Origin of the sequence: Cellvibrio sp., from assembly GCF_039207905.1 — a bacterium.
GTDB lineage: Bacteria > Pseudomonadota > Gammaproteobacteria > Pseudomonadales > Cellvibrionaceae > Cellvibrio.
The window spans coordinates 61,309-81,930 of sequence record NZ_JBCECX010000005.1; the positions used below are offsets into that span (position 1 = coordinate 61,309).

19 protein-coding genes are annotated in these 20,622 nt (G+C 47.0%); 7 read left to right on the forward strand and 12 right to left on the reverse strand.

The window, feature by feature from the left end:
* The first annotated feature begins 46 nt into the window (after positions 1 to 46).
* Positions 47 to 2,164, forward strand: a complete 2,118-nt coding sequence (locus tag AAGC78_RS04095; RefSeq protein WP_435782760.1) for a winged helix-turn-helix domain-containing protein — start codon at positions 47 to 49, stop codon at positions 2,162 to 2,164.
* 18 nt (positions 2,165 to 2,182) lie between these two features.
* Here the strand turns inward: AAGC78_RS04095 and pncC are convergent, their stop codons facing one another.
* On the reverse strand, positions 2,183 to 2,671 hold the full coding sequence (pncC, locus tag AAGC78_RS04100; protein ID WP_435782761.1) for a nicotinamide-nucleotide amidase: 489 nt from the start codon (positions 2,669 to 2,671) through the stop codon (positions 2,183 to 2,185).
* A 137-nt stretch (positions 2,672 to 2,808) separates the two neighbouring features.
* Here pncC and AAGC78_RS04105 point away from each other — a divergent pair, with 137 nt between their 5' ends.
* Positions 2,809 to 4,383 (forward strand): protein kinase domain-containing protein, encoded by a 1,575-nt coding sequence (locus AAGC78_RS04105; protein ID WP_435782762.1) that lies wholly within the window; start codon positions 2,809 to 2,811, stop codon positions 4,381 to 4,383.
* Positions 4,384 to 4,520: 137 nt separating this feature from the next.
* On the opposite strand, the gene AAGC78_RS04110 is transcribed toward AAGC78_RS04105, so the two are convergent.
* The 4 genes from AAGC78_RS04110 to AAGC78_RS04125 all read right to left on the reverse strand — a co-directional run bounded on the left by AAGC78_RS04110 (position 4,521) and on the right by AAGC78_RS04125 (position 8,717).
* Entirely contained in the window at positions 4,521 to 5,015 is a 495-nt protein-coding gene (locus AAGC78_RS04110; protein ID WP_435782763.1) for a DUF3291 domain-containing protein, read from the reverse strand.
* 162 nt (positions 5,016 to 5,177) lie between these two features.
* Positions 5,178 to 5,702 carry a hypothetical protein gene (locus AAGC78_RS04115; RefSeq protein ID WP_435782764.1) on the reverse strand — a complete coding sequence of 175 codons (525 nt, stop codon included), beginning with the start codon at positions 5,700 to 5,702 and terminating at the stop codon, positions 5,178 to 5,180.
* A 47-nt stretch (positions 5,703 to 5,749) separates the two neighbouring features.
* Positions 5,750 to 7,288 carry a hypothetical protein gene (locus tag AAGC78_RS04120; protein ID WP_435782765.1) on the reverse strand — a complete coding sequence of 513 codons (1,539 nt, stop codon included), beginning with the start codon at positions 7,286 to 7,288 and terminating at the stop codon, positions 5,750 to 5,752.
* 10 nt (positions 7,289 to 7,298) lie between these two features.
* The gene (locus tag AAGC78_RS04125; protein ID WP_435782766.1) at positions 7,299 to 8,717 is read right to left on the reverse strand and encodes a rhomboid family intramembrane serine protease; all 1,419 of its coding nucleotides are present in this window, start codon (positions 8,715 to 8,717) and stop codon (positions 7,299 to 7,301) included.
* A 209-nt stretch (positions 8,718 to 8,926) separates the two neighbouring features.
* Between AAGC78_RS04125 and AAGC78_RS04130 the strand changes: the two genes are divergently transcribed.
* Positions 8,927 to 9,268, forward strand: a complete 342-nt coding sequence (locus AAGC78_RS04130; RefSeq protein ID WP_435782767.1) for a PilZ domain-containing protein — start codon at positions 8,927 to 8,929, stop codon at positions 9,266 to 9,268.
* Positions 9,269 to 9,315: 47 nt separating this feature from the next.
* On the opposite strand, the gene AAGC78_RS04135 is transcribed toward AAGC78_RS04130, so the two are convergent.
* From AAGC78_RS04135 to AAGC78_RS04165, 7 genes are read right to left on the reverse strand one after another with little or no spacing between them, the layout of a single operon-like run.
* Positions 9,316 to 11,412, reverse strand: a complete 2,097-nt coding sequence (locus AAGC78_RS04135) for a flagellar biosynthesis protein FlhA (RefSeq protein ID WP_435782768.1) — start codon at positions 11,410 to 11,412, stop codon at positions 9,316 to 9,318.
* 7 nt (positions 11,413 to 11,419) lie between these two features.
* Positions 11,420 to 12,553 carry a flagellar biosynthesis protein FlhB gene (gene flhB, locus AAGC78_RS04140; RefSeq protein ID WP_435782769.1) on the reverse strand — a complete coding sequence of 378 codons (1,134 nt, stop codon included), beginning with the start codon at positions 12,551 to 12,553 and terminating at the stop codon, positions 11,420 to 11,422.
* Positions 12,546 to 13,346, reverse strand: a complete 801-nt coding sequence (gene fliR, locus AAGC78_RS04145) for a flagellar biosynthetic protein FliR (RefSeq protein WP_435782770.1) — start codon at positions 13,344 to 13,346, stop codon at positions 12,546 to 12,548. The genes flhB and fliR overlap by 8 nt, the downstream gene beginning before the upstream one ends.
* Positions 13,347 to 13,351: 5 nt before the next feature.
* Positions 13,352 to 13,624 (reverse strand): flagellar biosynthetic protein FliQ, encoded by a 273-nt coding sequence (locus AAGC78_RS04150; protein WP_435782771.1) that lies wholly within the window; start codon positions 13,622 to 13,624, stop codon positions 13,352 to 13,354.
* Positions 13,625 to 13,639: 15 nt separating this feature from the next.
* The gene (gene fliP / locus AAGC78_RS04155; protein WP_435782772.1) at positions 13,640 to 14,398 is read right to left on the reverse strand and encodes a flagellar type III secretion system pore protein FliP; all 759 of its coding nucleotides are present in this window, start codon (positions 14,396 to 14,398) and stop codon (positions 13,640 to 13,642) included.
* Positions 14,395 to 14,775 (reverse strand): flagellar motor switch protein FliN, encoded by a 381-nt coding sequence (gene fliN, locus AAGC78_RS04160; RefSeq protein ID WP_435782773.1) that lies wholly within the window; start codon positions 14,773 to 14,775, stop codon positions 14,395 to 14,397. Before fliN ends, fliP begins: the two co-directional genes overlap by 4 nt.
* Entirely contained in the window at positions 14,772 to 15,611 is an 840-nt protein-coding gene (locus AAGC78_RS04165; protein WP_435782774.1) for a FliM/FliN family flagellar motor switch protein, read from the reverse strand. Before AAGC78_RS04165 ends, fliN begins: the two co-directional genes overlap by 4 nt.
* Before the next feature lie 415 nt (positions 15,612 to 16,026).
* Between AAGC78_RS04165 and AAGC78_RS04170 the strand changes: the two genes are divergently transcribed.
* From AAGC78_RS04170 to AAGC78_RS04185, 4 genes are read left to right on the forward strand one after another with little or no spacing between them, the layout of a single operon-like run.
* Positions 16,027 to 17,490 (forward strand): sigma 54-interacting transcriptional regulator, encoded by a 1,464-nt coding sequence (locus tag AAGC78_RS04170; RefSeq protein ID WP_435782775.1) that lies wholly within the window; start codon positions 16,027 to 16,029, stop codon positions 17,488 to 17,490.
* A 38-nt stretch (positions 17,491 to 17,528) separates the two neighbouring features.
* Positions 17,529 to 17,864: a flagellar hook-basal body complex protein FliE gene (fliE, locus tag AAGC78_RS04175; protein WP_435782776.1), complete on the forward strand. Its 336-nt coding sequence runs from the start codon at positions 17,529 to 17,531 to the stop codon at positions 17,862 to 17,864.
* Between the two features lie 51 nt (positions 17,865 to 17,915).
* Entirely contained in the window at positions 17,916 to 19,583 is a 1,668-nt protein-coding gene (gene fliF, locus AAGC78_RS04180) for a flagellar basal-body MS-ring/collar protein FliF (RefSeq protein WP_435782777.1), read from the forward strand.
* Positions 19,558 to 20,616 carry a FliG C-terminal domain-containing protein gene (locus tag AAGC78_RS04185; protein ID WP_435782778.1) on the forward strand — a complete coding sequence of 353 codons (1,059 nt, stop codon included), beginning with the start codon at positions 19,558 to 19,560 and terminating at the stop codon, positions 20,614 to 20,616. The genes fliF and AAGC78_RS04185 overlap by 26 nt, the downstream gene beginning before the upstream one ends.
* Positions 20,617 to 20,622 lie beyond the last annotated feature (6 nt).

Here is a 20,622-nt window from a genome sequence, read left to right on the forward strand (position 1 = left end):
CCGAAAAAGGTATAACCATGCTGACTGCTACAAGGCTCGGGCTGTAATGGACGCTCATCAAGAATCCAGCTTTATGCTGGGCGACGTAAAAGTCTCGCCCTCGCACAACACGCTTTGGCTGCGCGAACAAAGCCTCAAGTTACAACCCAAGGCAATGGCGGTGCTGCATTATCTTGCGCGCAATTACGACCGCGTTATCAGTAATGAAGAACTCATCGAACGACTCTGGGAAGGAAGGGTCGTCACCCATGGCTCAGTACAAAAAAGTATTAATGCCCTGCGCAGCGCCCTGAATGAATTGATTGGCGATCAAGAATTTATTGCCCATTACTCCAAGCGTGGATATCAACTCATCGTTGAGCCACAATTTCTCGCCGCAGAAACCCCCGACCTAAAAGCCGTAACCAATACCATCGAACCCCCGGCTACCACATCTAGCCGCTGGCGTATCCCACTCAGTGTTTTAGCGCTACTGGCGATAACCATCGCAATCTACAAAGGTGTTAATTGGAATACCCTTTACTTACCGAATAATCACCAAACGGTTTTTAGCTCAACCCAAGGCTACACCAACGAAACCGGACACGAGCGCAGCGCAACGCCGCACCCGGATAACCTGCACGTTGCCTACATCCGCGAAAGAGTAGTGGCAGATCAACCAGGCGCAACCGAAAGCGAAATTGTAATTCGCAATGCGGCGGGAAAAGATTGGCGCATCGCCAGCAGCAACGATGCCTGGTTCAAATTGGCCTGGTCACCCGCCGGTAAAAATCTGGTTGCTATTGAAGTCAAACGACGCGACGGTATGCCACTCGGCAACCAATTCTTCCAACCGCCCAATTTTCTTTATTCATTCCATATTTTTGTGCTGGATCTTGAACAAAACCGTTTACTAGAGAAACAACAACTCAGCCAATGGCAAGGGCAAATCTCCAGTGTTACCTGGTGGGATGAAAATACGCTGGAGATAGTTGCCAAACAGGGCCCCAACTCTGGCAATGGCCGCTATCGCTATTCGATTGCGGATCAACAACTAACGCTATTAGATGAATTCGAAGGTGCAACAAATCCCGTCGCCAGTGCGATTCTCAATCAAAAGACCGCACTTGCCAGTCGTTATAAAAACCGGATTCAAATTGATTTCCTCGACGCGCAACAAAAACCAATCAGCCGAGTACGGCTGGATATAAGCGCCGCAGATATCAGCTGGATTCCCGATGGCAGCGGTGTTCTGGTTTACGCCGAAGCCGAGCGCAAATTAATTGCAGCCTATCTGGATGGAAAACAGGTTGTTATTCCATTGGCAGATAGCAAAGATAAAATTTTTGCACGTCCGCATTACAGCGCTGATGGTTCAGGAATTTTTTATACTGAAGAAAAACGTAGCTCCAATATTTTTATGATCGCCTTCGATGGGGTTAAAAAGCGCCTCACTGAAAATACTGATTTTAACTATGCAGCAAGCTTCTCGCCCGACGGAGAAAAGGTGGTCTATGCCTCAGTGCGCAATAACCAAATTCATTTATGGCTAGTAGAAAATGGGCAAGAGCAACAGCTCACCAAACAGCCTGTGCCGAAAAAAGTTGAGAATATTATCTGGTCAGACAATGGCGAGCACATCCTGTTTAATGCGGATAATCAACTCTTTCACCATAATTTGTTAACTACTGAAACGGAGTTGCTGCTGAGTGATAGTGATAAAATCGAACCTATAGCCTTTTATCCTGCAGGAAACCGAGTTTTTGTACTTAAACACAATGGAGAAATTAGAAACCTGTGGCGTATTGAAGGTGAACAACAAAAACAACTTACCTTTGGTGCAGTTGCATCCGCTGTCGAATTTGGTGGCGATGTATTTTTCCAATATCAGGGAGAAAAAGGGGGATGGGCATTACGCGGCAATAATGACTCACTGGAACGAGTAAACTCTGGCCTAAACGAATACAGCAAATTGCTCAAAGCAGACCAGAAAGGAATTTATTTTATAACGGGTGGAACTTGCCAAGAGTCAGATGTGTATTATCAAGCCTTTACCGATATCGAAAAAACCGTTGCTCTGGCACAACAAAACAGCGCGGTTTCAACTACATCATTTAATATCAATAAAGGATTGTTGCAGACCGAATGTTATTTGCCCGAGGCAAATATTGTGCTGATGAAATGATAAAGATTAGAACAACGCTTAATGCATCAAAAATCCGCAAGTAGATTCCAATGCAAAAACAACAGCCTGCTTTTGCACAGATTCCCTATCGCCATCAAATTGCTTTAACACTGTTTTAATTTCACCTGTGGCTCTTGCCCAGGCAAACCATACTGTGCCAACAGGTTTTTCGGGTGAGCCCCCACTTGGCCCAGCTACACCGCTAATAGCGACTGAAATATCAGCACCGGAGATGGTAATCGCCCCACGCGCCATTTCAATCACAACGGCTTCGCTGACTGCACCTTCTCGCTCGAGGGTTTCAGCCGCAACACCGAGCAGTTTTTCTTTCGCCGCATTGGCATAGCTAACAATGCCATATTCAAACCAGGCAGAACTCCCCGCAATTGCGGTGATCGCCGCAGCAACTCCGCCACCGGTGCAGGACTCGGCAGTCGCAATGTGCCAATTGCGCTGCAACAAATGCTCGCCAAGACGCTGACTTATTTGAATTAATTGATCATCCATTCTATTGCTCCAAAGGTGCGCAGATTTTATGGCCTAGTGTGCCGTCATTTAGGTAGCTATGCCAGCAACACAAACTTTTAAACGCTTACCGCAAGGCCATCTATACTCCAAGCCATAACACTTGCGAGAGATTCAGCGTGCAAAAAATTCCCGGTTATCACATCAAAACACTGCTGGGCGAAGGCGGTATGGCCAAAGTGTATTTGGCGGTACAAAAATCGCTCGACCGGCCAGTGGCGATTAAAGTGCTGGACGCAAGCCTGAATCAAGACCCGCTTATCCAGCAACAGTTTGAGCAAGAATCGCTACTGGTAGCGCGCCTCAATCATCCCAATATTATCCAGATTATCGATAAAGGCATTAGCGAACAGCAACTGCCCTACTTTGTGATGCCTTATGTAAAAAGTATTTCGCTGGAAACTGTACTGCCGCGCAAAGACATTAGTATTACACGCAAGCTGGATATACTAATCCAACTCTGCAGCGCCCTCGCCTATGCGCATCGCAACGGCGTTGTGCATCGCGATATTAAACCGGCCAACATTTTGGTCGATTACGATGGCCGCGCCTATCTGGTGGATTTTGGTATTGCTGGATATTTCACTGCCAATAATGAAAACACCGAAAACAAGAAAGAAATGGTGATGGGTACAGGTGCTTATATGGCGCCGGAGCAGCGCGAAGGAAGCTCACGCACAAATCAGTTGAGCGATATTTATTCGCTGGGTGTACTGATACATGAACTGATGTTTGGTGTGGTGCCCCTGCTTGCGACCGAGCAGACCTATGCAACACAACCGCAAGATAAGTATTCAATTATTACCACACTGCGGCCGCTTATTAATCGCTGCATTGAAGCAAATCCAGCCAAACGCCCGCTGTCAGTCGATGAAGTTCGCCAGCAATTATTACTCATTGCACAAGGACGGCATCTGCAAGTTAATCGCTGGGGAACAGAAGCGACGCGCGATAATATTCCACCTAATTACACCTTGTTAGATGTATTAAAAGAAAATCCATTCGGTGCGACTTATTTGGTGAATGATCCCAACCGCCAACGCTTTTTAGTCATCAAAAAACAAAATCTGGATCATCTTGGCAATGCACCGCAATACGCTGCCAAGCTCACGCAGGTACAACACCCGCATATTGCGCGCATTTACGGTACGGGAAAAAATTCACGGGTATTTATCAGTGCGATGGAATATCTACCCGGTGGTAGTTTGCAAGAACGACTCACCCAGTCGCTCAGCTTTGGGTTGTGCCTGACTGTCGCACAACAACTTTGCAACGCCCTCGCCTGCGCGCATTCCTACGGAATCGTGCACGGCAATTTGCGCCCGAGCAATATTTTATTTGCCGAGAAAAACCATCTCAAATTAACTGACTTCGGATTTCCCGCGCACAACTACGGCGACGATGCCCGCTGGTATCAACCGGCCAATGAACCCACCTCAACCAGCGCCGACGTCTATGCCCTTGGCGCAATCCTGTTCCAGCTGTTTACCGGAAACCTGCCAAGCGGAGAATACTGGGGCTTAAAAAATCGCTGGCAACTACGCAAGCTTCCAAAAAAGCTGCGCTCACTCATTCTGCAAATAATCCATACCAACCCTGCAAAACGCATCGCCAACGCCGAACTCGCGGGTGCCGCATTTAACAACATTCAAGGTGAACAAAAAACACAAGTGCTGGAGAGATCTCTCGGGTAGGTCAAATAATAAAATCAACTATATAAGCCTGACAGGTAAAAATGCATCTAAGCAAAACGATTATTATATTTCTCATGTAGCCTTATCTATAAATAGTGAGTAATCGCAAAAGATACTGGAGAAGGGCTTCTCCTTTTTTATTCAACAGGGCATGCACCTGTTACATTCATTTCTTTCGACGAAATAGCATCTGGCTCTGGGAATACTTTTTTAAATACGAATGCGTGTGGTGTTGGGCCATATTGTTTTAAGTGTTCGAGCCGCTCTTTTGCTTCTTCTACCGTGGGTAAGTGGCCTGTTGGAATCCACCATAATACGGCGTAGGCTTCGTCCATGCGATCAAACCATTCGCGCTTTCTGCGCATGATGTCAGCGTGTGCGGATTTAAAAGAATAATTACTTAACGAGACCACATCTGTCCATACAGACATATTCACAACAACGTCATCGCCAAAATACCGTATTGTTGTTGCATCGCCACCTTCATCTTTTAATCGCCAGACGAAGCCTTCCGAATTTTCGGCAAGCGTATTAATGCGATCCAGATTATTGACGAAATCGGCCATTAATGGAGAATCCAGCGGCTCTTTCATTTTGGCGATATTTAATTGTGCAAGCTGATAATTTTTCATTTCTAATTCCCTTAGCTAAATTCATTTATTCATACAATGCCAAGCTGGTGCATTCGATAGCGCACACTCTTTTACGCTATCGCGCTTTACCATGCGACGTAAAAATTGGTTTAAATAAGTGAACGACATTGGCGGATTTTTAAAACCACTGGCCCAATGCAACTATACTTGATCAATTTTCAAATCAAATAATGGCGGTGTTTGTGTAGAAATACCCAGCCGACCGCCATTCAATAGCACTTGATAAGCGCCATTGCCAATCCAATAGGCTGCAACACGCTTAAAATGTGCCTTAATGATTTTTTGAGCTGCCTTGAATAGTGCTTTTGATATTTCAGAATCATTAACCGAAGCGCTACCAACATTACCAGAAATAATAAAATCCTTATTAATAGTAACTCCTGGCTTAAGAACTATAGAGTCAGGGTTTAGCAACTGATCAAATGCATATTTACTAGAACCCTCAATAAACCTTCCAATCAATGGAGTTTCTTTTTTCAAAATCAAATACTGGGGACCATTTTCGTCACCTGATAGATATGGAATATCCTTATAAGAGTCATATATACATCCAAGCTTCGAATCAAATTGGTTGAATTCAGCATACTTAATATCGATCTTGCTCTCCAACGATTCCAAAATGATTTGGAGATCTTCGTAGAGCGCATAAATATTTATTTGAGACATCCAACTACTCCCTGCAATCTCGATGACATTTGAGCACAACGCCTTGCTCAAACATCTATATCTTCCGCCTTATTAACAACAGGCTCCAATGGCACCAACTCCAGTGTAATACCACTCAATGTAGTTCCCGGTGGCGGCCCCTTACGTGCTGTTTTTACACCGGTGGGCTTGCTTGATGCCTGTGTCTCAGCCAGACGCTTTTGCTCTACTTCGAGAGCCAATGCCGCTTGCCGCTCATCCGCTTTACGCTTGAGTTGTGCGGCCATTTGTCTGCATTTATCAGCTTGGGATTGCATATTTGGCATTTCAGCCAAAGTATCAGCCAATAAATAATATGCATCTGGTAAACCGGCAAACTCTGGATAAAGTTTATGCATACCATTGAGCAATTTAATCGCCAACTTCAGATCACCTTGCTGTCTGAGCAAACCTGCCAGTTGCACCCGCATTGCCGGGGAATTTGGTAGAAACTCCGGCACCACAAATAATATTTGCTTAAATGTAGGTGTCAGTTTATCGAAACGTTTTCTACGATTAAGAAATTCCAGATAGGTCAAGCCATAATCCGCCAACAGTTCCGTTTTTTTACAGGCATAGAGCAGCTCAAAAAACTTTTCGAAGAATATAGGTTCGTTAGGATACTGTTTGAAAGCCTGATAAGAGAGCTTAACGACTTGCTCATAATCGCCCTCTTTTAATAACACTTCGATTTTTGCAGCAAGGTGTTCTGGCCCACTGCGCTTGGGCAGATCTTCATCTTCGTCAGAGCGAGCACTGTAACCAAGTTGCCCCTGATACTGGAACAACATGTACCCCATCAAGTGAAACATCACCACCGTGTAATAATTGGAAACAACTGATTGCAACAAATAAGATACCGCGGGAAATAAAGTGCCAATCCACTCATGCAGAACACCAACAGATGTCATCATGATTAGCATGAACGCAATCAACAAACCATATGGCAAACCTATAGCAGCAATAAGGGCAATAGCAGCAAAAGGGTTCATTGCCTCAAACATATTTTCTGTTTGTGCAAAGCGAATTAAAATCGCGGGAAAAGAAAACACTGCAATAAAACCGACCAAACCACCCAAGCCTGCGCCAAGATAATAGTAAGCGGCACCGGCAATCGCCGTCAGCACGATTACCATCAAGACTAATTGCAGCAATAGTTTTATGCCGCCTTGATAAGCATCCATTACATCCGGCGCTTTCATCTCGCCCATTGCAGTGCGCTCGAGGCAAGTAAAACTGTATTTCATGATGGAACCAGCGGCAAAAAGATACATTAAAACCGAGAGGATCATCAGGAATGGCATCAGAGTCGCAACAACCGAAATAATTGCAGTAATCACGATCAGGCTCATCGAATTGGCATTAACCGGATACTTAAATGCCTCCTTTAAGCGACGCCAAAAAGGTTCAACAGTATTGGCTGACCCCAGGCTTTCCAGTACACCGCCACACACAAAACAGTGCACTACATTATGCTCATCATCGATACATTTATCGCACTGGCAAACATTGCACGCATGGCAAGTATAAGTAGCGCCATCCAATGGATGATATTTACAGTAATCCACGCTCGGCTCCTTATGCGAGTTGTTTAGCTAACAGTTCATAACGGTCTTTCTTTCCCGTTTCACGCAACCGCTGAAACGCAACACCAAGCTTACTTGCGTAAACTGAAAGCGCAGGATTCTTGCAACCACGCTCCAACAATTGCAAAAACATTTGTTCCGCAGAGGCAGGATTTTCCAGCGCAGTAAATTGCATCCCCAACTTCAGCACAGCTTGTTCGGATAACTGTGAATGCACCTCAGGATTCTCTTGCCACACCTTGTCCAGCTTTCTAATTTGCTCGGGTAATAGCGACGGAACCGTTAACAGATGCAAAGTCGCCGGTTGATAAGCTTCACCACGTGAGATTTTTAGTAAGTTGTAGCGAATCATCGCCAAATCAAACCTTAATCCTTGTTCCTTAATCAAGGCATCAACCAGTGCAAGGGCTTTATCAAAACGAAATTTTTCAATTGCCTCGTAAATATCAGCCAATTGCTGCTGGGCAGGATCGATCTTTTGGTCAGTTTCGATATATTTACTGTTAAACATACTGCGATTCAGCAACCATGCTAAACCGATCAGTAAGGCTCCTGCCACAAAACCACCGGCATGTGCCATAAATGCAACATTGGATTCAGCATCATTGTGATAGCTATAAATTTCCTTACCGATATAGAACGGCAAAATGAGCAACGCTGGCGCTCGAAAGTAGCCAACAAAAAAGAAGAACCAGTAAAAGAACTCTATTTTCTTTAACCGAAATACAGCGAGATACATTGCCATCACACCCGAGATAGCACCTGATGCCCCAACCAAGGGTGTAGTGCTATTCCAGTCTGAGGCAACCTGCGCATAGCCTGCTGCCACACCGGAAATAAGATAAAACAGCAGGAATCGCCAATGCCCGATTGCAGCCTCTACAGCAAAACCACAAATGACCAAAAAAAACATATTGCCCAGCAAATGCATTAAATCGCCATGCAAGAACTGATGGGTGAAAAAACTGGAAATGCGCAAATCGCTCGCACGCAAACCGTTGGCGATGTAACTGACAGATTGCAATTGCGCGTGCAAACGGGCTCGCTCGGGTGCCCATTCGGCGTAATAATCAGGAGTAAAGTAATTGCGGTAATTCTGTTGCAGATAGGTATAGAAGGCTTCATCCATTACCATATCGCCAATAATATACTCGACCTCCTCGTCCTGATATTGCTGGCGATATTCTTTTAACTTTTCAGTTTCTTGTTTTTCTTCCAGAAATTTTTCATAAGCTGGCCACTCATGGGAGAAATAATCTTTTGACTCATAGGTAACCATCGCCTCCATAATTTTGGAAGTGTCGCTACTTTGATAGAAAAAGAAGACCATGACATTAATCAGCACCAGCACACATAAAACAATGGGAGCATTGCGCCAATCAAGTTGCTTTTCAGTGGGAACTATAATCATTTTTTATTCTGTATTCCTTTGTGAGTCACTTCGAACAAGCTATTTTTACTAAAAATAGCCCAGAACAGGGTAATCCAGCTTGTCGCGTAGAATTCTAGCCTCCCACCCTGCTAAAGTCGAACCAAACGACCGATTTAAGAGATCAGGTAAGATGGTCGCCCTGCTCATATAATGAGCTCCAGCTAAATATCCAGATAAGACTACCGACTATGCGCCAGCACACCCGTGTGACTTTCCGTTCCCTGTTTCGCATCAAAGTTTATGATGCTGCCAAAGGTCTATTGATTGGCTATGTGGGCGATGTATCGGAATCGGGCTTGCGCTTGCGCAGTGATATAGCAATAGACACCGGGGATATACGCACGCTGCGCTTGAAAATGCGCGTGCGCGAAGACCAAATTCTGCAGATGGATATCCAGGTAGTGTGCATGTGGTCGCGTTTGAACGATAAAACCGGGCACTTTGAATCCGGTTTTACCCTGGTAGGTCAATCCGCTGAATTTTCCAAACTGGTGAATGATTTGCTGGAGCTACGCACCCGCTCCAGCTAACGCGAACCTGCATCCCTGCATTGGCATTAGTAGCTAACCCTTGGCTTTTAACCAAGAGTCCCAAGAATATTCACACCGACTTTATCGGGAATTTCGTTTTGCGATAACACATGCAAGCCGGGACTAAATACACGTGCATAACGAGCCAGTAACGGACGCAATTGTGGAATAACCGTGAGAATTGGCGGGTGCCCTTCTTTGCGCAATTTTTCTTTCACCACCGGCATAGTGGTTTGCAACTGGTTAAGTAAATTGGGCTCGACTGGAATATTGTCGAGGCTCACTGGCCCCGCCTGCTGCGCAATACTCAGTGCGCTAAGCAAGGTATTTTCCAACGCATTCTCCAGAATAAATACGGCCAACTCATTTCGCTCGCCCGCGATATTGGCAACAATCGCGCGGCGCAATGCATAGCGCACATCGGATGCAAGCAACACCGGATCTTTGGTGCTCTCGCTACCTTCCAACAACGCAGTCGCGATACTGACAATATCTTTCAGCGGCACTTCTTCCTGTAACAGTTGGCGATAAACACGATGTTGTTGTGTATAAGTTAATTGTGCGCGTAACGCCTCTGCCAATTTTGGCGATTGCACAGATAACCGCTGGGTGAGCTGGTCTACATCATCGTGTTTAAAAATATCCGGCAAGTTTGCGCGAATCACTTTATTTAAATGGGTAGCAATCACACTCGCGCAATCAATCACTTGATAACCCAAATTTAATGCGCGCGCTTTATCCGCCGGAAGAATCCACACCACCGGCATGCGGTAAGCAGGATCGGTACCGAGCACGCCATCAATCTCACCATAAAGTTCTGGCGATGGAATTGCCATCAAACGATCTGCGTGCAACTCTGCACCGTCAACACGATCACCATTAATATAAATACTGTATTGCGATGCTTTAAGGCGCAGGCTATCGCGAATTTGTACTTCCGGTAATAAAAACCCGAGATTTTCTGACAGAGTTTGGCGCACACCGCGCACGCGTTGCGTAAGCGGCGCACCTGATGCTTCATTTACCAGATTTACCAATTTGTAGCCGAGTGAAATAGAAAGGCGCTCAACCAACGGGATATCTTCCCAACCTAATTGTTGCGCGCGTTCCTGCTCCATGGCTTTACCTAAAGCTTGCACCTGATCGAGATCAGCTGCTGCATCAGGCGTTGTTCGTCGCGAGACTTTCCAGGCGATAAAAGCAATCAGCGCTGCAAACGTAAAGAACGCCAGCTTTGGCATACCGGGAATGAGCGCAATAATCGTCAGGATACCGGCAACGGTATAAAGTGATGAAGGTGATGCAAGCAATTGGCGCTGTACCTGATTGGTAATCTCGGTTGATTCATTAACACGAGTAACAATAATCGCCGCTGCAGTTGAAAGTAAAATCGCCGGAATTTGTGCAGCCAAACCGTCACCAATGGCAAGCAATCCATATTGTTTAAATGCTTCACCGGCGCTCAGGTCATACACAAATAAACCAATTGCAAAGCCGCCGAACAAGTTGATCAACAGAATCAAAATACCGGCAATCGCATCGCCGCGTACAAACTTGGATGCACCATCCATCGCACTGTAAAAATCGGCTTCTTTGGCAATTTCTTTGCGGCGCGCTTTGGCCTCGTCCTGACTGATCAAACCTGCATTGAGATCAGCATCGATTGCCATTTGTTTACCGGGTAATGCATCAAGAGTGAAGCGCGCAGTCACTTCGGAAATACGCTCGCCACCTTTGGTGACAACGATAAAGTTCACGATCATCAAGATCATGAACACAACCACACCCACGATAAAATTGCCGCCGATAACTACTTCACCGAAGGCTTCAATGACTTTACCAGCGGCGTCTGTACCTGTATGGCCTTCCAACAATACGATACGCGTCGATGCAACGTTCAAACACAATCGCATCAAAGTAGCGATCAAAATCACCGTAGGAAAAAGTGAAAACTCCAGCGGGCTTCTAACCGACACACTCACCAGCAATACCAATATCGCCATCGCAATATTGAAGGTGAATAAAATATCCAGCAGCAACGGTGGGAGCGGCAATATGATCATTGCCAGGATCGACAAAATCAGTATCGGGATACCGATGCGGCCACTGCGGAAAGTCGGTGTTAGCTGTTGAATAAGATTCATAAGGTGATTACGCCTTGTTCGCCATACTGGAAGGAATATTAAGATTGTTAGGCAGTTGCGGTTTGCCCCTGCGGCCTTGTTGGTAAGCGCGCAGCTGTAAAATATAGGTCAGCACATGTGCGACTGCGGTATAGAGTGGAGCCGGAATTTGCTGGTTAACCTGAGTCGTAAAATAAATGGCGCGTGCCAGTGGCGGAAGCTCAAGCACTTCCAATTTATGAGCTGTTGCCATTTTGCGCATGTAGAGCGCAGTTTCATCCACACCTTTAGCAAGTACGAATGGCGCTTGCGCTTTTTTGGGATCGTATTTGAGTGCAACTGCGTAATGTGTGGGGTTAACAATGACCACATCAGCTTTTTTAATCACGTTACTGATTTGTCTCTGCAACAATTGCCGCTGCAATTGTTTCATGCGCGCTTTAACTTCCGGACGTCCTTCCTGATTTTTATGCTCTTCCTTGCGTTCTTGTTTGGTCATCCGCATTTTTTTGAGAAAGAAAAATCGCTGCAACGGAATATCGATAAACGAAAACACTACAAACACCAGTAACAGTACCAGCATTATATTAAAGGCCAGCGAAAAACCACCGCCAATAGCATTGAGCAAATCTGTGCGCTGTAATTCAATGAAGCGCGGCACTGCATCGACAATCAACACCCAGGCAACACCCAATAACACTACAATCTTGAGGATAGATTTAAGCAGTTCGCTCCAGTTTTGCGCTGAAAAAATACGGCCTAGCCCAGTGATAGGATTTAATTTACTGAACTTGGGATAGAAATTTTTTGCCGCAAAAACCCAGCCACCGGGAACCAGCGACAACACCACTACAAAAATAGGCGTAATCAACAAAGGCAACAACAAGACTATAAACAACACCAGGTTGTGCGTGAGCAACAGGGTTAAGTCATCCAACCCCACATCGGTGTTATGGAAGTTCACATAGGAAAGCTTAAAACTCTTTTCCATTGACTCGAAAAAAAACAGCACCATGAATTTCAACACAAACAGCGTGACAACTAACGAGATCATGGTCGATACATCTTTGGAACGTGCGACCTGCCCGTCTTCTTTACTCTTTTTGAGTTTGTGTTCCGACGCCTCTTCTGTTTTTTCCTGACCACTATTTTGTTCAGACATTGTGACCCTCCCGCAGGATAAGGCCGATGTTGTCCAACAATGTGCGGGTTAAATGGAGGTAGCTATCTGCCATATTCGGCAAGGTAAGATAAATACACAACAATCCCATTAAAATACTGATAGGAAAACCGAGCGAGAACAGGTTCATCGCTGGTGAGATCCGGTTAAGTAAACCGAACGAGAACTGCACCAAGGTCATGCAAAAAACAATCGGCAAAGTCACCAATACCGCAGCAGAAAAAATCCACGCAATAGCGACTACAAACGTCTGGAATCCGAGATATTGCAAACCGCTGCCTACCGGCCAGTAAATAAAACTTTGGTAAAGCACATTCACGGTGAGCAAATGCCCGTCAATCGTCAGGAATAAAAACACCAGCAACAAAAAATACAACTGGTAAACAATCGATGAAGAAGACACACCGTTGGTGGGATCGTTATAGCGCGCCATTGTCATACCCATTTGCGCCGACACTACCTCCCCCGCCACCATAAAAATCGTGAATACAAATTGCAGCGCAAGGCCGAGCAAAATACCAAACAATATTTGCTCAAAGGTGGTGAGGATACCGCGCAGCGAAAGTGGTTCTATATGGGGGGATTCGGGCAACATAGGCCCAAGTGCGATAGTTATCATGAGCGCGAGTAACACGCGTACACGCACAGAAAACGCTTTGTGATTAAACAGCGGCGCCATACTAAATACAGCCACAAAACGGCAAAATGGCCACCAATATCCCTGCATAGTATTCAGGAATTGCGTGGCTTGCATGAGCGGTTCTGCGGCTGCCATCGGGCTTAACCAACCAGCATGCTGGCCTGTTTGAAGGTTTCGACAAACAGATCGCACAGGGTGCGTACAATCCAGTTGCCGGCAAACACCAACATCGCCAGGGTAATTAACAGGCGCGGTAAAAAGCTGAGCATTTGTTCGTTGATTTGGGTTGCAGCTTGAAAAATACTCACCACCAAACCGCCCAGCAAACTCGGCACGATCAATACGCACACTACTAATCCGGTGATATAAATAGCGTTGGCGACAAATTGCAACGCAAGTTCGGTAGTCATCATGGCAATTATCCCCGACTAAAAAGGCTGAACGCTGGTGGCGAGCGTACCGACCAATAAAGTCCACCCATCAACCAACACAAAAATCATCAGCTTGAACGGCAGTGAGATCATCATCGGCGATAACATCATCATACCCATCGCCATCAACACACTGGCCACGATCAAATCAATCACCAGAAAGGGTAAAAAAATCATAAACCCAAGTTGGAATGCGGTTTTTAATTCGCTCAAAACAAATGCAGGCAACAACACAAAAAAATCGACATCGGCAACGTTGGCTGGCATTTCATCACCACTCAATTGCACCATGGTTTCCAGCGAGTTTTGATTGGTTTGTGCGAGCATAAAATGACTGATGGTTTTTTTAGCAGCACCGAGACTTTGTTCGAGCGTTATCTGATCGTTTTCAAATGGGACGTAAGCTTGCGTATAAATTTCAGTCGCTACCGGGCGCATAACCATCATGGATAAACATAAGGCGACGCCGACCAGCACACTGTTAGGCGGGCTTTGTTGCAGGCCAAGTGCCTGACGCAAAATCGCGAGCACAATAATAAAACGCGTAAAACAGGTCATCATCATGAGCATGGCCGGTAAAAAACCGAGCAGCGTCATGATCACCAGGATCTGCAGCTTTACGCTCAGTTCCTGACCAGTTTCTGTATCATTTAATTGCAGCAGCGAAATATCACCACCGGCTGCCTGTGCCAACATCGGCATCAGCAGCGCGGCGATAAACAATCCGCTGGCAACGAATGGTTTGATGAATTTCATTGTGCGAGATCGTTCAGGCTGGTGCCGCTAAGTTCGACGATACGCAAACCGTAATTGCCGTTGATCACCACAACTTCAGCTTTGGCAAACAGCGCACCGTTCACTTTTACATCAAGTGGCTCGCCTGCCAGTTTGTCGAGCACAATCACGCTGCTCGCATCCACATCCATCAAATCTTTCAATGGAATTTCGGTTGAGGCCACTTCAAGCGTGACATTCACCGGAATTTTGCCGAAGAAGCTCAAATCCTGTTGCGGTAATGGCGCCGGTGCTTCGAGCGCATATGCCGAACTGGCCTGCACATCAATCGGCGCAAGGTTCAGGTCGGAGTCGTTAATGAGACTGTCAAAATCATTGTCGGTCATTGAACTGTTCATGATGTTTTCACGCTCTCAAGCGAAGTTAAAAATAAGGCGCCGTCATTTTCATAGACGGTACCGCGAAAGACTTTTTGCTGGTTGATCATGACTTCACAGCGCTCGTGCAAGCGCACCATGATGATGTCGTCCAGGCGCAATTTAAGGACTTGGGATAAAGGCATTTGCAGTGAGGCAATCACACAGTCGAGTTGCACTGGCAATTGTTTGATCTGCTCAATCGGGTTGCCCAGCAAAGGGGTTGGCGAAGGATTCGCCATTCTGCTGGTCAGCTCATCGATCAATTGGTTATCCATGTAGATAAAAATGGATGACTGGTTATTGGTCAGATGACTGGTGTATTGGAACTCGACGATGTACTCCCACTGGATTTCATCGTAGGTACTGTCATGTGCACTCAGGTTGCCAAACGTCGAACCGGCAAGGATGGTGCGAGCAAATAATTGCGCGATATCAATACCCATCCGGCTACGCATGCGCTGCTCGGACGTACTCACTGGCGGAGTGTCCTGGGTGGGCAATACCACCCCACCGTAGTAGCACTCCAACACTTCGGTCAGTAGTGGCCGGTCAATGGAAAACCCTACCTTCCCCAGCGCCGAACGATAAACGCATTCAGCCGGCGCACCGCGTTGCTCATGCACAACCACTTTGATGAGTTCGAGATTAATCCGGTAACTGCGCAAAAAATAATCGCTGAGAATACGCGGATGCTTACTCGTCAGCTCGCGGATATATACCGGAATCTTGTGATAGTGCCGTCCCAGCTTCTGCGGCTTTAAGCGCGTCAGGCTATCGACAGCAACATTGTGTTGGACTTTTGCATTAGCGCTCATGGAGGGTTCGCCTTCCTTAATATCTTCATACCCCCAAGCCAAATGCAAGCGGGTGCTGGTGACAATAAGGGCCGAGTATAGGAGGCGAAATTTGGGAAATTAAATCAAAAGATATCAAAAGAGATTTTTGATATGAATTACATCACATTGATTTCATTTGATTTTAATTGATTTAGTGAATTTGCGACCCACTGCTATGTTTCGTATGCGAACTGGTAATAGTCGCCAAAACCAATTGTTATGCGTTTCTCCTATATAGAGTACTTATATAGAAGCAGTGTCCGCCGGAACCAGAAAGGCGACTTGATCCAGACACAACTTAAACGCTAACCGATCCAATTTTGCTGCCTGCCTTAATCACCGCAACCGGTTATTAAAGAAGCAGGACAGATAATGAACGAACAGGTAAATCACAGTGAAGTTAACCGTTCAGACAGAAAATTACCTCATCGACGAGCAGACATCTTCCGCTTGTCGCGTTGTCGTGCTTGGCCATAGCGGACACGAGCAAGGTCAGGTTGCGGACAGCAGTTACAGCCTGTTGACCCGTGGACTGCAACGCCAGGGTTGTCAGGTAAGCAGCTATCCCCAAGGTCGCCAGATTGATAGCGCCCAGTTGGCCGGTGCCAACCTGGTATTTCTGTTTGTGGGCAATTTGCCCGCCCATCTTCTATTTGCACAAGTTGGCGGTTTGTTGCGCAGTTTGGGCAACATCAGTGTTATCCCGATTGTGGAATACGCCGATCAGGAAAAAGCCGCTGCATTATTGGAGCTGGGTTGTGTTGATTATTTATTGTCCCCGTTTAGCGAAGGCCAATTGGCCGCGCTGCTCAAGCGCCACGAGTCGGCGCTGACTGCCGAAGAAAGTTTTGTTACTTGCTCACAGGCTGGTCGTCGTCTGTTAGCGATGGCGCAGCGCGTTGCACCAACCCGCGCTCCTATCCTTATTACCGGCGAAACCGGAACCGGTAAAGAATTGATGGCGCGCTACATCCACCGTTTTTCGGCAGACGCTAACGCACCTTTTATTGCAGTAAATTGCGCGGCCATTCCCGAGCCGATGCTGGAATCCATTTTATTCGGCCATGAACGCGGTGCATTTACCGGTGCGACCAGTGCCCAACCCGGCAAATTTGAGCTAGCTAATGGCGGGACAATTTTGCTCGATGAAATCGGCGAGCTGCCCTTGGGATTGCAAGCGAAATTGTTGCGGGTATTGCAGGAGCGCAAAGTCGAACGACTGGGTGGCCGCAAGGAAATCGAATTGGATGTACGCATCATCGCCGCCACTAACCGCGACTTGCAAATAGAAGTAGCTGAAGGCCGCTTCCGCTCGGATTTGATGTTCCGCTTGGATGTGCTGCCGTTGCACATTACGCCACTGCGCGAACGCAAAGACGATGTGCTGCCACTCGCGCAACGTTTTATCCGCAAATATGCACCCCACGAACGCAATGAAAATTTGCTGACGGAAGAGGCTTGTTGCGCATTAATTGCCCATGACTGGCCGGGCAATGTGCGCGAGCTGGAAAATATTTTGCAGCGTGCGCTGGTCATGCGTAACGGTTTGTTTATTCAACCGCAAGATCTTGGCTTGCATACTCCTGCACCACAACCAGCAACACAAACAACAATCAATTCGACTGTAATTCCCTCACCTGTTACTGCAAACCAATCCCTACCCGCGGCCATTATCGAAGGTGGCAAAGCGGCATTGCGCGCGAGTGGAAAGTGGGCCGAGTACCAGCACGTTATCGACACTATCCGCCATTTTGGCGGACACAAAACCAAAGCGGCAGAGAGCTTGGGAATGACCCCGCGCGCGCTGCGTTACCGTTTGAATGCCATGCGCGAGCAAGGCATTCAGATTCCGCTGTAATCACCATTTTTTCAGGCAACTGGCACGGAGAAGAGGCAATGAATTCAATTACGCAAGTGCAGAGCGATCTGCTCGGACGCATGGAGCAAATCAAAACCTTTCAGGAAAATGTAGAAATCAAACCGGCGCAGCTATTCAACGCCGAGCAACCACAAGCGGGTTTTGCTAATGCATTTGAAACCGCGCTGCATTCAGTTGATGCGCAACAACACAAGGCGAGCGAACTGATGGCGGCAGTCGATAGCGGACAAAGTGAAGATCTGGTTGGCGCAATGATTGAAAGCCAAAAAGCAAGCGTGTCATTTACGGCGTTGCTACAAGTGCGCAACAAACTCACTAACGCGTTCGAAGAAGTCATGAGAATGCAGATGTAATGCGTGCATTTTCATTTGCAGATTTCACTTGCACAACATGAGCACTAGAAGATGCTGGAATTAATTAAAAATAAATTGCCCCTCGGCGGGGCAAAAATGGACCCGCGCTTTATGCTCGGCGCCCTCGCCTTGCTCGCTGCGTTGGTTGCAGTCGGCACTGTATTTTATTTATGGCGCGACCAGAGTTCATTCCGCCCTTTGTATGGTGCAGGTGAGGCCTATCCCGCAGCAGAAGTCATGCAAGTATTGGATGCAGAAGCTATCGGCTATCAACTCCATCCTACAACCGGCCAAATTATGGTGCGTGAAGATCAGCTCGCTAAAGCGCGCATGTTGCTCACCGCCAAAGGCGTGCAAGTTGCCGTTCCCGCGGGCTATGAATTATTCGATAAAGAAGAGCCACTGGGTACCAGCCAGTTTGTGCAGGATGTGCGCTTAAAGCGCAGCCTCGAAGGCGAATTAGCGCAAACCATCATGACCTTGAAAGGGATTGATATGGCGCGCGTGCATCTCGCACTGCAAGAAAACAGTTCATTCGTAATCAGCAAACGCGACCCAGCCAAAGCATCCGTCATGCTGCAACTAACACCGGGTTACAAAATGAAACCCGAACAAGTTGCCGCAATTGTCGATCTGGTTTCCAACAGCGTGCCGCAATTGCCGAAAGAAAATATCAGCGTGGTTGACCAGCACGGCGTGCTTTTATCGCGCGGAATTAATCTTGCGTCTACACCATCGCAAAATTGGGAAATGGTCGACGACTACCAAAGCAAAGCAGTTAGCAATGTAGAAGAAGTGCTCGCACCGGTGCTGGGTCACGGCAATTACCGCATCAGTGTTGCTGCCGATATTGATTTCGCACAGCGCGAAGAAACCCTGCAGTCTTACGGTGAAAAACCCCATTTGCGCAATGAAATTGTGCGCGATGAAAGTGTGCTCGACCAACTCGCGTTAGGCGTTCCAGGTTCACTCTCCAATCGCCCTATGAAAGACCCGACTCCACCGGAAGGTGAGCAAGCAAATAACGGCGCACCTGAAACTGAAAATAAAGGTGCTACCTCGCTGCGCAAAGAATCCAATCGCCAAATGGATTACGACCAAAATATTACGCACGTAAAACACGCACCTTTTGCGTTGCGTCGTCAAAGCGTTGCGGTGGTACTGAATGGGTCCAGCGCACCGGAAGGTGGTTGGACACCGGAAGCGCGCGCCGATCTGGAAGCCATGGTGAAAAGTGCAGTTGGTTTTGATGAAAAGCGCGGTGACTTGTTAACCCTGAGCGTATTTCCGTTTGCTGCTGCCGAAGTCATTGAAGATGTAGTGCCCTGGTGGCAAAGCAGCTGGCTGATGGAAATGCTGAAAATAGCAGTGTTTGGCCTGGTGAGTTTGCTGTTGCTATTTATGGTGGTGCGCCCTGCACTGCGCAATTTAATTGGCAACAATCAACAGCGCACAGCAGCATTGGAGCAAGAACAAAATGTCACGCTGACGGGCAACCAAGGTGAGCCATTATTGATGCGCCCAAGTGAAGTGGCGCGTTCCGGAAATATTCTCGGCGAATTAAATCCACTATCGGAAATTCGCCTGCCTGCACCGGGTTCAGGTTTGGAATTGCAAATCGAACACTTACAAATGCTGGCGAAAAATGATCCCGAGCGCGTCTCGGAAGTTATCAAACAATGGATAGGGAGAAATGATCGTGACCTCAATCCAGCCTGATGAAATTGCATCATCACCAAGCAAAGAACTTAAAGTTCGCGCCCGTACTCTCAGCTCGGTTGAGCAAGCGGCGATACTCATGTTGAGTATGGGCGACGATACTTCGTCGGGCGTATTAAGCCATTTTTCGCGCGAAGAAATTGTGGCAATCAGCCAGGCCATGGCGCGTTTGAGCAACGTAAAACAGCCGATGGTTTCGGAAGTAATCGGCCGTTTTTTTGAGGACTACAAAGAGCAAAGTAGCATCAAGGGTGCATCGCGTTCTTACCTCTCCGGCATGCTGGGTAAAGCGCTCGGCAGCGACATCACCCGCGGTTTGCTCGACAGTATTTACGGTGAAGAAATTCGCGCAAAAATGGCGAAAATGGAATGGATTGATCCAAAGCAATTTGCCGCATTAATTGCGAAAGAACACGCGCAAATGCAAGCCGTATTTCTCGCATTTTTACCGCCGGGAATGGCGAGCGAAGTACTCGAATGTATGCCGGCGTCAACGCAGGACGAGCTGTTATATCGCATCGCGAATTTGAGCGAAGTGAACAGCGATGTTATCCAGGAATTGGAACAATTAATTGAGCGTAGTATTTCGGTTCTCTCCAATCAAGGATCACAAGTACGCGGTGTAAAACAAGCGGCAGACATCATGAATCGCTTTAAAGGCGACCGTAACCAGATGTTTGAATTACTGCGCGCGCACAGCGAAGATTTGGTTGGAAAAATTGAAGACGAGATGTACGACTTCTTTATTCTCTCGCGTCAAAACCAGGAAGTGTTGATGACACTACTGGAAGTTATTCCGCTGGAAGAATGGGTGGTTGCACTCAAAGGTGCAGAGCCTGCACTGGTACGCGCAATTCAAGGTGCTATGCCTAAGCGTATGGCACAGCAGATGGAATCGATTAATCGTCGCCAGGGGCCTGTACCCATGAGCCGTATCGAACAAGTGCGCAAAGATATTATGGGTGTGGTGCGTGAAATGGCCGCCAATGGCGAACTGCAAGTGCAGTTGTTCCGCGAGCAAACAGTAGAGTGAGGACGC

Bases quoted from the DNA above. Each gene is read 5' to 3' on its own strand.
- AAGC78_RS04095 (WP_435782760.1), top strand. From the start codon at position 47: ATGGACGCTCATCAAGAATCCAGCTTTATGCTGGGCGACGTAAAAGTC.
- pncC (WP_435782761.1), bottom strand. From the start codon at position 2,671: ATGGATGATCAATTAATTCAAATAAGTCAGCGTCTTGGCGAGCATTTG.
- AAGC78_RS04110 (WP_435782763.1), bottom strand. From the start codon at position 5,015: ATGAAAAATTATCAGCTTGCACAATTAAATATCGCCAAAATGAAAGAG.
- AAGC78_RS04115 (WP_435782764.1), bottom strand. From the start codon at position 5,702: ATGTCTCAAATAAATATTTATGCGCTCTACGAAGATCTCCAAATCATT.
- AAGC78_RS04125 (WP_435782766.1), bottom strand. From the start codon at position 8,717: ATGATTATAGTTCCCACTGAAAAGCAACTTGATTGGCGCAATGCTCCC.
- AAGC78_RS04130 (WP_435782767.1), top strand. From the start codon at position 8,927: ATGCGCCAGCACACCCGTGTGACTTTCCGTTCCCTGTTTCGCATCAAA.
- AAGC78_RS04135 (WP_435782768.1), bottom strand. From the start codon at position 11,412: ATGAATCTTATTCAACAGCTAACACCGACTTTCCGCAGTGGCCGCATC.
- flhB (WP_435782769.1), bottom strand. From the start codon at position 12,553: ATGTCTGAACAAAATAGTGGTCAGGAAAAAACAGAAGAGGCGTCGGAA.
- fliR (WP_435782770.1), bottom strand. From the start codon at position 13,346: ATGGCAGCCGCAGAACCGCTCATGCAAGCCACGCAATTCCTGAATACT.
- AAGC78_RS04150 (WP_435782771.1), bottom strand. From the start codon at position 13,624: ATGATGACTACCGAACTTGCGTTGCAATTTGTCGCCAACGCTATTTAT.
- fliP (WP_435782772.1), bottom strand. From the start codon at position 14,398: ATGAAATTCATCAAACCATTCGTTGCCAGCGGATTGTTTATCGCCGCG.
- fliN (WP_435782773.1), bottom strand. From the start codon at position 14,775: ATGAACAGTTCAATGACCGACAATGATTTTGACAGTCTCATTAACGAC.
- AAGC78_RS04165 (WP_435782774.1), bottom strand. From the start codon at position 15,611: ATGAGCGCTAATGCAAAAGTCCAACACAATGTTGCTGTCGATAGCCTG.
- fliE (WP_435782776.1), top strand. From the start codon at position 17,529: ATGAATTCAATTACGCAAGTGCAGAGCGATCTGCTCGGACGCATGGAG.
- fliF (WP_435782777.1), top strand. From the start codon at position 17,916: ATGCTGGAATTAATTAAAAATAAATTGCCCCTCGGCGGGGCAAAAATG.
- AAGC78_RS04185 (WP_435782778.1), top strand. From the start codon at position 19,558: ATGATCGTGACCTCAATCCAGCCTGATGAAATTGCATCATCACCAAGC.